Annotated in this window: 16 protein-coding genes; 9 read left to right on the plus strand and 7 right to left on the minus strand. The window is 72.1% G+C overall.

Annotated elements, in window-relative coordinates:
* Positions 1–2: 2 nt before the first annotated feature.
* The 3 genes from ACIPTO_RS36420 to ACIPTO_RS36430 form a co-directional block, all read right to left on the minus strand.
* On the minus strand, positions 3–173 hold the full coding sequence (locus ACIPTO_RS36420; protein ID WP_401199221.1) for a hypothetical protein: 171 nt from the start codon (positions 171–173) through the stop codon (positions 3–5).
* Positions 174–312: 139 nt separating this feature from the next.
* Positions 313–1,074, minus strand: coding sequence for an SDR family NAD(P)-dependent oxidoreductase (locus tag ACIPTO_RS36425; RefSeq protein WP_401199223.1), 762 nt, complete (start codon positions 1,072–1,074; stop codon positions 313–315).
* A 7-nt stretch (positions 1,075–1,081) separates the two neighbouring features.
* The gene (locus tag ACIPTO_RS36430; protein WP_401199225.1) at positions 1,082–1,843 is read right to left on the minus strand and encodes an SDR family NAD(P)-dependent oxidoreductase; all 762 of its coding nucleotides are present in this window, start codon (positions 1,841–1,843) and stop codon (positions 1,082–1,084) included.
* A 66-nt stretch (positions 1,844–1,909) separates the two neighbouring features.
* On the opposite strand from ACIPTO_RS36430, the gene ACIPTO_RS36435 reads away from it, so the two are divergent.
* Both ACIPTO_RS36435 and ACIPTO_RS36440 read left to right on the plus strand, forming a co-directional pair.
* Positions 1,910–3,334, plus strand: coding sequence for a class I adenylate-forming enzyme family protein (locus tag ACIPTO_RS36435; protein WP_401199227.1), 1,425 nt, complete (start codon positions 1,910–1,912; stop codon positions 3,332–3,334).
* Positions 3,327–4,475, plus strand: coding sequence for a thiolase family protein (locus ACIPTO_RS36440; RefSeq protein ID WP_401199229.1), 1,149 nt, complete (start codon positions 3,327–3,329; stop codon positions 4,473–4,475). The genes ACIPTO_RS36435 and ACIPTO_RS36440 overlap by 8 nt, the downstream gene beginning before the upstream one ends.
* Positions 4,476–4,538: 63 nt before the next feature.
* Here the strand turns inward: ACIPTO_RS36440 and ACIPTO_RS36445 are convergent, their stop codons facing one another.
* Genes ACIPTO_RS36445 through ACIPTO_RS36460 form a run of 4 tightly spaced genes read right to left on the minus strand, consistent with a single transcriptional unit; the run spans position 4,539 to position 7,661 of the window.
* Positions 4,539–5,342, minus strand: coding sequence for an acyl-CoA thioesterase (locus ACIPTO_RS36445; protein ID WP_401199231.1), 804 nt, complete (start codon positions 5,340–5,342; stop codon positions 4,539–4,541).
* 20 nt (positions 5,343–5,362) lie between these two features.
* Positions 5,363–6,151 (minus strand): acyl-CoA dehydrogenase family protein, encoded by a 789-nt coding sequence (locus ACIPTO_RS36450; protein ID WP_401199233.1) that lies wholly within the window; start codon positions 6,149–6,151, stop codon positions 5,363–5,365.
* Between the two features lie 2 nt (positions 6,152–6,153).
* The gene (locus ACIPTO_RS36455) at positions 6,154–7,269 is read right to left on the minus strand and encodes an acyl-CoA dehydrogenase family protein (protein WP_401199235.1); all 1,116 of its coding nucleotides are present in this window, start codon (positions 7,267–7,269) and stop codon (positions 6,154–6,156) included.
* Entirely contained in the window at positions 7,266–7,661 is a 396-nt protein-coding gene (locus ACIPTO_RS36460) for a nuclear transport factor 2 family protein (RefSeq protein WP_366315627.1), read from the minus strand. Before ACIPTO_RS36460 ends, ACIPTO_RS36455 begins: the two co-directional genes overlap by 4 nt.
* Before the next feature lie 210 nt (positions 7,662–7,871).
* Here ACIPTO_RS36460 and ACIPTO_RS36465 point away from each other — a divergent pair, with 210 nt between their 5' ends.
* From ACIPTO_RS36465 to ACIPTO_RS36495, 7 genes are read left to right on the plus strand one after another with little or no spacing between them, the layout of a single operon-like run.
* Positions 7,872–9,986, plus strand: a complete 2,115-nt coding sequence (locus ACIPTO_RS36465) for an ABC transporter permease (RefSeq protein WP_401199237.1) — start codon at positions 7,872–7,874, stop codon at positions 9,984–9,986.
* Positions 9,967–10,677, plus strand: coding sequence for an ABC transporter ATP-binding protein (locus ACIPTO_RS36470; protein ID WP_401199239.1), 711 nt, complete (start codon positions 9,967–9,969; stop codon positions 10,675–10,677). Before ACIPTO_RS36465 ends, ACIPTO_RS36470 begins: the two co-directional genes overlap by 20 nt.
* Positions 10,674–11,381 carry an ABC transporter ATP-binding protein gene (locus tag ACIPTO_RS36475; protein ID WP_401199241.1) on the plus strand — a complete coding sequence of 236 codons (708 nt, stop codon included), beginning with the start codon at positions 10,674–10,676 and terminating at the stop codon, positions 11,379–11,381. The genes ACIPTO_RS36470 and ACIPTO_RS36475 overlap by 4 nt, the downstream gene beginning before the upstream one ends.
* The gene (locus ACIPTO_RS36480; protein ID WP_401199243.1) at positions 11,378–11,761 is read left to right on the plus strand and encodes a hypothetical protein; all 384 of its coding nucleotides are present in this window, start codon (positions 11,378–11,380) and stop codon (positions 11,759–11,761) included. The genes ACIPTO_RS36475 and ACIPTO_RS36480 overlap by 4 nt, the downstream gene beginning before the upstream one ends.
* Complete coding sequence (locus tag ACIPTO_RS36485; RefSeq protein WP_401199245.1) at positions 11,727–12,044, plus strand: hypothetical protein; 318 nt, start codon at positions 11,727–11,729, stop codon at positions 12,042–12,044. Before ACIPTO_RS36480 ends, ACIPTO_RS36485 begins: the two co-directional genes overlap by 35 nt.
* Before the next feature lie 23 nt (positions 12,045–12,067).
* Positions 12,068–13,363, plus strand: a complete 1,296-nt coding sequence (locus tag ACIPTO_RS36490; RefSeq protein ID WP_366315617.1) for an amidohydrolase family protein — start codon at positions 12,068–12,070, stop codon at positions 13,361–13,363.
* Complete coding sequence (locus ACIPTO_RS36495) at positions 13,360–14,088, plus strand: enoyl-CoA hydratase-related protein (RefSeq protein ID WP_401199247.1); 729 nt, start codon at positions 13,360–13,362, stop codon at positions 14,086–14,088. Before ACIPTO_RS36490 ends, ACIPTO_RS36495 begins: the two co-directional genes overlap by 4 nt.
* Positions 14,089–14,090: the final 2 nt, after the last annotated feature.

Genomic DNA, 14,090 nt, shown 5'->3' on the forward strand with positions numbered 1-14,090 from the left:
CCTCAGCGCCGGCGTCCGCTGCGGCGCGGGGTCCAGCCGCTTCCCAGTCCGGCCGAATGCGCGGCGAGGAAGGCGAGCCCGAGGAGCATGAGACTCGTCTCGCTGAAGACGAGCTGTGTCGATGTCTCGGTGACGCGGATGATGAAGGCGATGAAGAAAAGCGCTGCGGCCACGATGGCAAGCATGTGTCAACCCCTATGGATAGACGGCGAGCCACGCGTGATCCCGGTGGCTGCGCCGTTGTCTCCCGAGTGCCCCGGATGATGCCTCTCAGTCACCTCGGTCTCGTGCCGCGCACACGCCAACTGCCGTTCAGGGAAGGGATTCCGAGCGCTGGACGGTTCCGGTGAGTCCGGTGGCGTCCTGTCCCGCGAGCAGGACGGCGGCCCGCGCCATCGCCTCCGGCGGTTCCACCATCTCCGGTGGGATCTCCCGGCCCCCGCCACCCGCCTGCCAGCCCTCGGTGAGCACCACCCGTGACGGGGCGAGGCAGTTGACCGCGATGTTGTCCTCGCGCAGGTCGGCGGCGAGCCCCAGGTAGAGGCGTTCGACGGCCGCCTTGGACACCCAGTACGCGTTCGCGCCCCGGTCCGTCATGCCCACCCCGCCGGTCGTCACGGCCACCAACGAGCCACCGCCACGCGCCCGTACGTGCGGAATCACCGCGCGGGTCACCAGGAACACCCCGGTCAGATTGACGTCCAGCGCCCGTTGCCAGCGCTTGAGCGGCGTCGACTCGACCGGGCCGAGCCACAGCACCCCGGCGTTGGCGATGAGGATGTCGATCCCGCCGAACTCCGCGACCGCCGCGGCGACGGCCGCATGCACCGACCCCTCGTCGCTCACGTCACAGGGCACCGGCAGCGCGCGCCCGCCCGCCGCGGTGATCCGCTCCGCGACCGAGTGGATCGTCCCGGGCAGCCGGCCCTCCCGCTCGGAACGCGCGGCCACGGCGACCGAGGCGCCCGCCTGCGCGAGCGCCAGCGCGACCGTACGGCCGATGCCGCGGCTGGCGCCCGCGACGAACGCGACCTTGCCCTTCAACGGGCTTCCCGCATCGGCGAGTTCGCTCACCGCGCACTCACTTCGGCGGGAAGCGGAGGGCGCCGTCGAGACGGACGACCTCGCCGTTGAGATAGTCGTTCTCGACGATGTGCTGCACGAGGCCCGCGTACTCGACCGGCTGCCCCATGCGCTTCGGGTACGGGATCTGCGGCCCCCAGTACGCCTCCAGCTGGTCGCCCGCCTTGCCGTACGCCGGTGTGTTGAAGGTGCCCGGCGCGATCGTGACGACGCGGATGCCGAGCGGGGAGAGGTCGCGGGCGGCGACCAGGGTCATGCTGACGACCCCGCCCTTGGCCGCCGCGTAGGGGAGTTGGCCGATCTGGCCCTCGTACGCGGCGATCGACGCCGTGCTGACGATGACCCCCCGACCGCCCTCGGCGGGCTCCTGGCGGGCCATGGCTGCCGCGGCCAGGCGCATCACGTTGAACACGCCGGTGAGATACACGTCGATCGTCGTGCGGAAGCCCGCGAGGTCGAGGGGCGAGCCGTCCTTGCCGACGAGCCTGCCGCCGCTCGCCGGGCCGCCGTGCGCGTCCACCGAGATGCGGAGCGGGCCCGCCGACTCCGCCTCGGCCAGGGCCGCTCGGACGTCGTCCTCGGAGGTGGCGTCGGTGCGCACGTAGCGCACACCCAGTTCCTGCTCCAGGGCCTTGCCCTTCTCGTCGGCCAGATCGGCGACGACGACCTTCGCTCCCGCCGCGTGCAGTCGACGGACGGTGGCCTCGCCCAGACCGCCCGCCCCGCCGACGACCACCGCGGAGCTCCCACTGATCTGCATCAAGGATTTCCTCTCTTGCGAACAGCGCTCTAGTGAGACGAGAATAGCATTCTCATGAATATAACCATGATTCTCGAGATGGTGGCCTCGGGCGGCGACCGACCGGTGGTCACGGCGAACGGCCGCTCGCTGACCGCCTCGGACCTGCTCGCCCGCGCCCGCGCCGCAGCCCACCGCTTCCGGGGCCACCCGGCCGTGCTGTACCTGAGCCCCAGTCACCTCGCCTATCCGGTCGCCCTGTTCGGCGCGGCCCTGGCGGGCATCCCGTTCGTCCCTCTCAACTACCGCCTCGGCAGAAACCAGTTGACCCGCCTCCTGGCCCGCCACCCCGGCGCCCTCGTGCTGCGCCAGGCCGACCTCGACGAGCTGCTGAGCGCCGATGAGGCCGCCGAGTCAACGGAGTTGTCGGAACCGGCGCAGGACCAGGACTCCGTCGCGGTGGTCCTCTACACCAGCGGCACGACCGCCGAACCCAAGGCGGCACTGCTGCGCCACCGGCATCTGCTCGCCTACGTCCTGAACACCCAGGAGTTCGCCTCCGCCGAGGAGGGCGACGCGGCGCTCGTGGCCGTACCGCCGTACCACGTGGCCGGGTTGATGAACCTGCTGACGAACCTCTACTCCGGCCGCCGCCTCGTCTACCTCTCCGCCTTCGACGCGGGGGAGTGGCTGCGGACCGCGCGCGGCGAACGGGTCACCCACGCGCTCGTCGTGCCGACCATGCTGGCCCGCATCGTCGCGGAGGTCCCGACCGGCGACGCCGGCACCCCCACCCTCCGAAGCCTCGCCTACGGCGGCGCCAGAACCCCGCGCCCCGTGGTGGAACGGGCGTTGCGGATCTTCCCGGACACGGGCTTCGTCAACGCGTACGGCCTGACCGAGACGGCCTCCTCCGTCGCGGTCCTCGGACCCGACGACCACCGTGCGGCACTGGCGGCGACGGACCCGGCCCTGCGCGACCGACTCGGTTCCGTGGGGCGGCCGTTGCCCGGCGTCGAGATCGAGATCCGCGACGACGACGGCAGGCCCGCCCCCGCCGGGGAGACCGGGCTGGTGTTCGTGCGCGGGGACCAGATCTCCGGCGAGTACGGCGGACGCAGCGCCCTGGACGCCGACGGCTGGTTCCCCACCCGCGACCGGGGACGTCTGGACGCGGACGGCTATCTCTTCATCGAGGGCCGCGCCGACGACACCATCATCCGCGGCGGCGAGAACATCGCCCCCGCCGAGATAGAGGACGTTCTCGTCACCCACCCGGGGGTGCTGGAGGCGGCGGTCATCGGCGTGCCCGACCCGGAGTGGGGGCAGCGGATCGTCGCCGTGGTGGTGGGCGAGGGCGATCCGGCGGAGGTCCGCCAGTGGGCCAAGGACCGGCTGCGCTCCTCCAAGACGCCCGACGCCGTCGTGTTCCGCGCCGAACTCCCCAGGACCGAGACCGGAAAGCTGCTGCGCCGCACCCTGCTGGCCGAGTTGGAGACCACCCATGCCTGAAGCCGTCCTCGTGTCCGCACTGCGCACCCCCGTCGGCACCGCCGTCAAGGGCACGCTGCGCGACACCACCGCGTTCGACCTCGCCCACCACATCGTCGCCGCCGCTGCCGCCACCGAGGGCCTCGACCCGGACGCGGTCGACGACGTGATCCTCGGCGAGGGCCTCTACGGCGGAGGCGTCGTGGCCCGCCACGCGGCACTGACCGCGGGCCTCACCGCCGTACCGGGACTCGCCCAGAACCGCCACTGCGCCGCGGGACTCTCGGCCGTGCAGAGCGCGGCGGGGAGCATCCGCGCCGGCATGGACGAACTCGTCATCGCGGGCGGCGTCAACTCGGCCTCCACCGCGCCGAAGCAGCGTTTCCGCGTCGAGGGGGAGTGGGCCGACCCCTGGAGCCCGCCCACGCACCCCGACCGGCCCGACGCGCCCAACCTGGACATGTCGATCACGGTCGGCTGGAACACCGCCGTACGGGCCGGACTCAGCCGCGCCGACATGGACGAGTGGGCGCTGCGCTCGCACCGGAACGCCGTTCGCGCGATCGACGAAGGCCGTTTCGACGCCGAGCTGGTGCCCATCGGCACCCCGCACGGGCTGTTCTCCGTCGACGAACACCCCCGGCGCACCACGAGCCTGGAGAAGCTGGCCTCGCTCAAGCCGCTCCACCCCGAGATCGACGGTTTCTCCATCACCGCCGGCAACGCGGGCGGCGCCAACGACGGCGCCGCCGCCCTGGTGGTGGCCAGCGACCGGCTGGGGCTGCCCGCCCTCGCCGTCGTCCGTGCCTGGGCGTCGGTCGGCGCCGACCCCGCCGAGACGGGCCTGACCCCGGTGAAGGTGATCCCCAAGGCCCTTGCCCGCGCGGGGCTTTCGACCTCGGACGTCGACCTCTTCGAGATCAACGAGGCCTTCGCCGCCGTGCCCGTCGCCGCGGTGAAGCTGCTCGGCCTGGACCCCGACCGCGTGAACGTCAACGGCAGCGGCTGCTCGCTCGGCCACCCGGTCGCCGCGACCGGCGCGCGGATGCTGGTGACACTGGTGCACGAACTGCGCAGGCGGGGCGGCGGGATCGGCGTCGCGGCGATGTGCGCCGGAGGCGGCATGGGTTCGGCCACGGTCATCGAGGTACCGGCGCCCTGACGGAAGCGGGGCCGGAGGCCGAGGGCCCGCTCCTCCTGCCTCCGGCCCCGCGCAGCCGGTCCGTCACGCCGCGGTACGGAACCGCAGCAGCGCCTCCTGTGCGAAGGAGGCGACCAGGGATCCTCGCCGGGTGAGCACATCGCCCCGGCCGTAGCAGCGGCCGTGGGCGAGAAGCGCACTCCGGTGACGGAGGAGGAGCCAGTCGTCCGTGGTGAACGGGCGGTGGAACCACACCGTGTGCGCGGTGACGGCCGAGGTGAACGCCGTTCCCGAGTCGTGCTGGGTGACGCCCTCCAGCGGGCGCAGCGCCGTACCGATCAGGTTCAGATCGCTCGCGTACGCCGTCAGCGCCGGGGCCAGTTCCGGCGCGACGGCCGGTGTGCGCATCCACAGGTCGTACTCGGGAGGCTCCGACTTCGGCGAGTCCACGTCGACGGTCGCGCGCGTGTCCCAGGGGAACAGCGGCAGGCCCACCTCGTGCTCCGCTCCCGGCACTGACGGCATCGGGAACGCGGTCTGCTGGTCGGGCCCCTCCTCGTGGGAGTGCAGGGACACGGCCACCACGGCCGTCACTCCCTGGGTCTGCCGCGCCACGACCGTCAACGAGGCGAAGGAGCCGCCCTCGTGATGACGCGTCACCTCGTACCGCACCGGCTCCTGAGGCCTGCCCGCCCGCGCGAACTGCGCATGAAGGCTCTTGACCGCCTTGCCGGGGCAGGCCAGTTGGGCGGCGCGGACGCTCTGGGCGAGCATCTGGCCGCCGAAGACGCGGTGGTGGCCCAGCTGTTGGTTGCGGCCCTGGTACCCGGAGTCGGGCAGGGCGTCGAGGTTCAGGCAGGAGAGCAGGTCGCTCCAGAGATCGGTCACGGATGTCACTCCTCGGTCGGTCACAGGTGGACGAGCCGTGGAGCGGACCCGCCGGCCCGCAGCATGGCTCCCGCCTCGCGCGTCAACTCCCGTGCGCTGCCCAGCAGTCCGTCCAGCACCATGGCCCGGCGGACGTGCCGGTGCAGATCGTGCTCGGCGGTGAAACCGATCCCGCCGAGCACCTGCTGGCAGTGCCGGGCCGCCGTCAGCGCCGCCTGTCCGGCCGCCGCCTTGGCCAGCAGCGCGCCCCACGCGTCCGTGGCCGCCACCAGGGTCGCCTCGGCGCCCTCCAGTGCCACCAGCGTCTCGGCCAGTCGGTGCCGCACGGCCTGGAAGGACGCGAGCGGGCGGCCGAACTGCTCTCGGTCCAGGGCGTGTTGACGTGCCAGGGCGAGCATCGCGCGGCCGGTCCCGAGCAGCCACCAGCCCAGCGCGACCCGACCGGCGGAGAGCGGTGGCACGGTGTCCTCGGCGGGCGCGGTGAGCAGAGGCAGGTCCGGGTCCAGGGCCGTCCCGGCGGTGGTGTCGGCGCGCTCCCAGACCACCCACGCGCCGCCCGTGTACGGCATCGGCAAGGTGCCGCCGAGCGGACGGCCCGCCGCGTGCAGCAGGACGTCGTTCAGGAGCGGCGCGTGCGCGCCGGTCTCGCCCAGCAGACGGAAGGCGGTCGGCACGGCCACGTCCGTTTGTTCCGCGAGGAGTTCGGCCCAGCCGAGGTCGGCCAGGGCCGTGTCCAGCGGCTGCCCGGACGCCGCTGCCATCGTCTTGCGGAGAGTCCCGGCGAGCAGGTCCCGTTCGGCGGCGTCCACGGCTACTCCCTTCCCAGGCCGAGCAGTCGGCGCGCGATGATGTTCCGCTGGATCTCGGCCGTACCGCCGTAGATCGTCGCGGCCCGCGCGTACAGGTACTCCGCGCGCCACGGCGTGTCCGTCAACTCCAGTACGCCGGGCAGCAGATCGCGCACGGTCTCGAAGAGCTGCTGCTCGGAGCCGGCGAGGAGCACCTTGTCGACCGATGTCTCCGCGCCCAGCCGTTCCCCCGCGGCCAGGCGCCGCTGGGTGGCGTGGGAGCGGCAGCGGACGGTGTGCAACGCCAGGTGGGCGGCGCCGAGCCGAGTGTCGTCCGGGACGTCTGTCTCGGCCAGCAGGCGGTCGAGTCGTGTGTAGAGGTGGGCGATCCGGTGCCAGAAGCAGGTGGACCGCTCGTGCGGGAGCAGGTCCATGGCCAGGCGCCAGCCGTCGCCGGGGCGGCCCAGCATCCGGTCGGCGGACACCTTCACGTCGTCGAGGAACACCTCGGCGAACTCGTCCACGCCGTGCATCGTGCGCAGCGGCCGGACGGTGACGCCGGGGGTGTCCATGTCGACGAAGAACGCGGTGATCCCGTCGTGCCCGGGCGCGGTGCGCGTCAACAGGACGCAGCGGGCGGCGAACTGGGCGAGGCTCGTCCACACCTTCTGGCCGCTGATCACCCAGTGGTCGCCGCGCGGAACGGCACGGGTGGTGAGGGAGGCGAGGTCGCTGCCCGAGCCGGGCTCGGAGAAGCCCTGGCACCACTGCTCGCGCCCGCTCAGCAGCCGCGGGACCATCTCGGCGGCCAGCGCGGGAGAGGCGTAGGAGATCATCGTCGGGGCGAGGACCTCGATCATCGAGTAGATCCCCGGCTCGGCCAGTTCCCTGGTGGCGACCTCCTCGCCGAGCACCGCCCTGAGCACCGCGGGCCCGCCGAGCCCCGTGACCTCGGCGGGCCAGCCGTACCGCATCCAGTCCGCGTCGTACAACGCCCGGCGCACCCGGGCCAGTTGGGCGACCTGGGCGTCGAGGGAGCGGTCGGGGCCGGGGGACAGGTCGTGCGCGTCCAGCCAGGCGCGGAGGCCGGTGCGGAAGTCGTCGACGTCCCTGTCCCCGGGCGGCGGGGCGAGGGTCATGTCCTTGGGCGCTGATAGGCGTGCGGGCGGCCCGGGTCGTGCGCCCCGCTGCGGCGGATGAACGTCATCGCCCGCGTGCGCAGCCGCCACCCCTCGTCCGTGCGGACGTAGGTGTCGTTGTAGTAGCCGATGCGCAGATCGTGCGTGGCGTGATCGACGAAGCACAGCGGCTGCGTGCCGGTCGCCGTGTCGCCCGACAGGTCGACGGCGGGCGTCGCCGTGAGAAACAGCCCCTTGGGCGCGGCGGCCACCAGCGCGGGGAACTCGTCGAGGCCGTAGGAGTCCCCGAAGGCGCTGTACGTGCCGTCCGGTGTGAAGACCCCCAGGACCCCGTCCAGGTCGCCGCGGGTGATGCACACCGCGTAGCGGGCGAGGAGCTGCTGGATCTCCATCAGGTCGTCGGTCGGCCCCGGGGGAGGGGCCGGAACAGGCAAGGAGGACAAGGACTTTCCGCCCTTCACCATGAGTGAGAATGTCATTCTCTCAGATGAGTGGCAGATTTCCATGGGGTGTGAGGCGACGTCAACAGTCTCTGTCTGAATGGTTGATTCTCCGTAGACGAGAAGCTAGTTTCCAGCGGTGGAGAGGGGAGATCCGACGCGATGGACCAGTTCCTCACCTTCGGGATCGTGGGCCTGAGCACGGCCGCGATCTATGCCGTCATCGGCAGTGGGCTCGTGCTCACCTACACCACCACCGGCGTGTTCAACTTCGCGCACGGCGCGGCCGGCATGCTGTCCGCCTTCATGTACTGGCAGCTCACCGTCGGCTGGAGCTGGCCCGTGCCGGTCGCCCTGGCCGCTGTGCTGCTCGTGCTCGCCCCCGGCTTCGGGCTGCTCGTCGAGCGCTGCGTGCTGCGGCCCGTCCAGGCCCTCGGCGAAGCCGAACGGCTGGTGATGACGGTGGCGCTGCTCAGCGGCCTCATCGCCGCCGCGCGCTGGATCTGGGACCCGAACGTGGCGCGCCCCCTGCCGATGTTCTTCGCCGGCCGCAAGCCTGTCCACCTCGGCCCGGCCGTCGTCACCTGGCACCAGGCGATCACCATGGCGGTGGCCGTCGCTGTGGCCGTCGGACTGCGCGTCCTGCTCTACCGCACCCGCGCCGGAGCCGAGATGCGCGCGGCCGTCGACGACCGGGCCCTCGTCGGCCTCACCGGCGCCGACCCCGTCCGGGCCGGCCGGGTCTCCTGGGTCCTCGGCACCCAACTCGCCGCGATCGGCGGCATCCTGATCGCCCCGACGGTCACCCTCGACGCCGCCCAGCTCTCCCTGCTGATCGTCAGCGCCTACACCGCGGCCGTCTTCGGCCGACTGCGCAGCCTTCCCCTCACCTTCCTCGGCGCCCTCGTCGTCGGCTGCATGGAGAGCTACCTGACCGGCTACCTCCCGCAGAACGACTACCTTCCCGGACTACGGCTGGCCGCCCCCGCCCTCCTCCTCTTCCTCGCGCTGCTGGTCTTCCCGCACCGACGCCTGCGCGGCCGCGAACGACGGCTGGCCCGGGTCCCGGTGCCGAGCGCGCGCGGCACCCTCGTGTTCGCCGCGGCCGTCGTCACCTTCGGCGCGGTACTGGCCTCCCTCCTCGGAGAAGCCGACCTGATCACCTACGGAGCGATCTTCTCGCTGGGCGTGGTGGCGCTCTCGTACGTCCCGCTCACCGGATACGCCGGACAGGTCTCCCTGTGCCAGCTGAGCATGGCCGGCATCGGAGCGGTCGTCTGGGGACACCTCGGCGCCCACGGCGAACTCTGGGCGCTCGGCGCCACGGTCCTCGTCTCGGCCGTCGCCGGAGCGCTGGTCGCCCTGCCCGCACTCCGGCTCTCCGGCGTGTATCTCGCCCTGGGCACCGCCGCGTTCGCCGTGATCCTCGACCGGTGGATCTTCACGCTGCCCGCCTTCCACGTCCTCGGCGTGCGGATCGCCCTGTTCGACCAGGGATCGGTCGACGTCACCGGACCCGACCTGTTCGGCCTCCGCCTCGACAGCGGGCGGCAGCTGATGGTGTTCTCCGCCGTCTGCCTCGCCCTCGCCTCGATCGGCGTGGCGGCCCTGCGCCGCAGCCGCTTCGGCCGGCGGCTGATCGCCCTGCGCGACAGCGAGGCCGCGTACGCCACCCTCGGCGGCAACCTGCTGGTCGCCAAGGTCGCCGTGTTCGCCCTCGCCTCCGGCATCGCGGGACTCGGCGGGGCCCTGTACGGGATGCAGCAACACACCGTCACCGCCGACCAGTTCAGCCTCGTGGCGGGCCTGCCCGTCTTCCTCGTCGCCGTCGTCGGCGGACTCGGCGCGGTCGGCAACGGACTCTTCGCCGGAACCGCCTTCGCCGGCCCGACGAACGCCCTGATCGCCGTCGCCCCCGGCACCGCGAACCTCGTCGCCCTGCTCCCCGGCCTCGCCGGCGTCGGACTCGGCCACAACCCCGACGGCATCGTCTCCCGCTTCCGCCGCCAGTGGGAGCCCCTCGCCCGCGACCGCGTCGCGCTGCCCGCGCTGCTCTGCCTGCTCGCCGCGGCCTGGGCCCTGCGCTTCACCGACGTCATCAACGACTGGGTGTACTACGGCGGTTCACTCGTCCTCGCCGTGGCACTCCGCTCCTGGGCGAGCGCCCGCCGGACCGCTCCGGCCGAACCGGAGATCCCTGTCGAGTGGTGGGGGCTGCGGCGCGCATGGCGCCCCGAGGACGAGGAGGTGCTCGCCCGTGGCGTCGCTGCAGGTTAGTGGAGTCACCGTGTCCTTCGGCGGGAACCGCGCTCTCGACGGGGTCGCCCTCACCGCCGAGGCGGGCCGGGTCACCGGACTCATCGGACCCAACGGGGCAGGAAAGAGCACCCTGTTCGACGTCGCCTCCGGACTGCGCAGACCGTCCTCCGGTCAGGTCCGGCTGGACGGCCGGGACATCACCCGGGCCCGGCCCTCCGCACGCGCCCGGCACGGACTCGCCCGCACCTTCCAGCGCCTGGAACTGTTCGGCCGGCTCAGCGTGCGCGACAACCTCCTCGTCGCCGCCGAACTCGGCCCCGAACGCCGCCGCGCGGAGCCGGCCGTCACCGAGATCCTGCACCGGCTCGGCCTCACCGGACTCGCCGACGCCTCACCCGACGCCCTCCCCACCGGCGTCGGCCGCCTGGTCGAGGTGGGACGGGCGCTCGCGATCCGCCCGAAGGTGCTGCTCCTCGACGAACCCGCCGCGGGACAGGACGCGGAGGAGACCGAACGCTTCGCGGAACTCCTGCGCGCCCTCACCGGCGACGGAACCGCCGTCGTCCTCGTCGAGCACGACATGAGCCTCGTGATGGCCGTCTGCGACGAGGTGTACGTCCTCGACCTCGGCAAGATCATCGCCGTCGGCCCGCCCGAGGTGATCCGCAGCGACGAAACGGTTCTCGCCGCCTACCTGGGGGACGCGTGAGCGCACTTCTCGAACTGCGCGGCATCCGCGCCGCGCACGAACGCATCACCGTCCTGCACGGCGTCGACCTCGACGTCGCCGCCGGACAGGTGGTGGCACTGCTCGGCCCCAACGGCGCCGGGAAGACCACCACACTGCGGGTCGCGGCCGGGGTCCACCCCGTCGAGTCCGGCCAACTCCTGCTCGGTGGACGAAACATGACCGGCGCCGACCCCCGCGACCTGGCCCGCGCCGGAGTCTGCCTCATCCCCGAGGGACGGGGCGTCTTCCCGAACCTGTCCGTCCGCGACAACCTCCTCATGATGACCTTCACCGGCCGAGGCCGGGAGGAGATCGAGGAGATCGCGTTCGCCCGCTTCCCCGTCCTGGCCCGACGCGCCGGACAGGCGGCGGGCACCCTCTCCGGCGGCGAACAGCAGATGCTCGCCCTCGCCCGGGGCCTCACCACCGACCCGGCCGTCCTGCTGCTCGACGAACTCTCCATGGGACTCGCCCCGTTGGTCGTCGGCCGCCTCTACGAACAGGTCGCCGACATCGCCCGCCAAGGCGTCGCCGTCCTGGTCGTCGAGCAGTTCGCCGCCGCCGTCCTCGACATCTGCGACCACGCCGCCGTCCTCGTACGCGGCCGGGTCGAACGGCAGGGCCACCCCGACAGCGGGTTGCGCGCCGAATTGTCCGCTCTCTACCTGGGGAGTTCCACATGACAGCCACGGAGACGCGAGCGGACCGCTTCGTCCGCGAACTCACCGTCCTGAAGATCCCGGACCCGGCAGCCGGGAAGGCCGCTCTCTGGCTGCGCGCGGGCGCCGCCCTGATGACGATCGGCGTCGTCCTCGGCGTGTGCTCTTACTTCATCTCGCACAACACCAGCGATCCGCTGGTGCAGAACGACGCCCTCACCCTCGGACTGGCCGCCGTGACGGGCAGCGTCGTCGGCTCCGCGCTCTTCCTGCGGTACTCGCTCACCGGCTTCCTGCGGTACTGGATGGCCCGTCAGTCCTACGACGTGGAACTCCTCGCCGACCGCCTGCTCGAAAGGGACCTCCGCCATGACCCCACCGGCACCGACGCTGCGCCCCGGTGACCAACTCGCCAGCACCGTCTGCGGCACCCGCGTGGTCGTCATCCGCGCACCCGCCACGGCGCCACCCCAACTCACCTGCGGCGGCAGCCCGTTGGTGCCCGCGGCCGAAGCGCCTCCGGCGGGACCCGGACCGGTCGGCACCACCACCCTCATCGGCAAGCGGTACGTCGACACCACCGGGACGCTCGAACTGCTCTGCACCGCCTCCGGCGCGGGCGAACTCACCTGTGACGGCGCCCCCATGACCCTCAAGGCGGCCAGGCCGCTGCCCGCCTCCGACTGATCCCACCCCTGTAAGGAGCCGTCATGGACCGCGACGACCTCATCCTCATCAGCGTCGACGACCACATCATCGAACCCCCCGACATGTTCGTGAACCACCTTCCCGAGCGCTACCGGAAAGAAGCGCCCCAACTGGTCCACCGGGACGACGGCACCGACGTGTGGCAGTTCGGCGGCGCGACCATCACCAACTCGGCGCTCAACGCCGTGGCCGGCCGGCCCAAGGAGGAGTACGGGGTCGAACCGCAGGGCCTCGACGAGATCCGCCCCGGCTGCTACGACGTGCACGAGCGCGTCAAGGACATGAACGCGGGCGGCATCCTCGCCCAGATGAACTTCCCGTCCTTCCCCGGCTTCTCGGCCCGCCTGTTCGCGACCAAGGACGCGGACTTCTCCCTCGCCCTCGTACGGGCCTACAACGACTGGCACATCGACGAGTGGTGCGCCGCCTACCCGGGACGCTTCATCCCCATGGCGCTGCCCGCCATCTGGGACGCGGACCTGTGCGCGGCCGAGGTGCGCCGCGTCGCCGAGAAGGGCGTCCACTCGCTCACCTTCACCGAGAACCCCGCCGTCCTCGGCTACCCGAGCTTCCACGACCCCTACTGGAACCCGCTGTGGCGCGCGCTCTCCGACACGGACACCGTCATGTCGGTGCACATCGGCTCCTCCGGCAGGCTCGCCGTCCCGGCCGCCGACTCCCCGCCCGACGTGATGATCACGCTCCAGCCGATGAACATCGTCTCCGCCGCGGCCGACCTGCTCTGGTCGCCCCCGATCAAGCAGTTCCCGCATCTGAAGATCGCGCTCTCGGAAGGCGGAACGGGCTGGATCCCGTACTTCCTGGAGCGCCTCGACCGCACCTTCGAGATGCACTCCACCTGGACCCTCCAGGACTTCGGCGGCAAACTGCCTTCCGAGGTCTTCCGCGAGCACTTCCTGACCTGCTTCATCACCGACAAGCTGGGCGTACGGCTGCGCCACGACATCGGCATCGACAACATCTGCTGGGAGGGCGACTACCCGCACAGCGACTCACTGTGGCCCGACGCCCCCGAGCAGCTGCACGACGTGCTGTCGAGCTGCGACGTCCCCGACGACGAGGCCCGGAAGATCACCTACGAGAACGCGATGCGCTGGTACTCCTTCGACCCCTTCACCCACATCCCGCGGGACGAGGCGACCGTGGGGGCCCTGCGCAGGGCGGCCGAGGGCCACGACGTCAGCACCCGCGCCCGCAGCCACCAACTCATCGAGCCCGCCGAGAAGTTGGAGGCGTTCCGCTCGAAGGCCCGGGCGGCCGTGGCGGCGGCCCGATGAGCGACCTGGTCCCGACGGAACGGATCGGCGCCGTCCTCCTGGTGACGCTGAACCGCCCAGAGGTCCGCAACGCCCTCAGCCCGGAACTGATCGACGACCTGTCCGCCACCCTCCGGGAGGCGGACGCGGACCCCTCGGTCCGGGCGATCGTCCTCACCGGCGCGGGCACGGTCTTCTGCTCCGGGATGGACCTCAAGGCGTTCGCGAAGGGCGGTGGCGGCTTCGACGGCCTGGTGTGGTTCTTCCGCGAGGGCATCGCCACACCGGTCGTCGCCGCCCTCAACGGCTCGGCGCTCGCCGGCGGCTTCGAACTCGCCCTGGCCTGCGACCTGGTGGTCGCCGCGGAGGACGCGAAGCTGGGGATCGCGGAGGTGAGACGGGGGCTGTTCGCGGCCGGCGGCGGTACGACACTCGCCGACCGGGTGCCGCTGGCGGTGGCCCTGGAGATGGGACTGACCGGCGACCTCGTCACCGCCTCGGAGGCCAGACGGTTCGGCCTGGTCAACCGCGCCGTCCCGGCCGGCGAGGTGCGGGAGGCCGCGCTGGCCCTGGCCGGACGCATCGCCGAGAACGGCCCTCTCGGCGTCGCGATGACCAAGAAGCTGATGCGGGAACGCCGTTGGGCCGAGCCGGACGAGGTGACGTCGGTCTTCAAGAGCGCCGACGCGGCGGAGGGGGCCCGGGCCTTCGCCGAGCGCCGCAGCCCGGTGTGGACGGGGAAGTGACC

This window comes from Streptomyces sp. NPDC090083, from assembly GCF_044747445.1.
Lineage (GTDB): Bacteria > Actinomycetota > Actinomycetes > Streptomycetales > Streptomycetaceae > Streptomyces.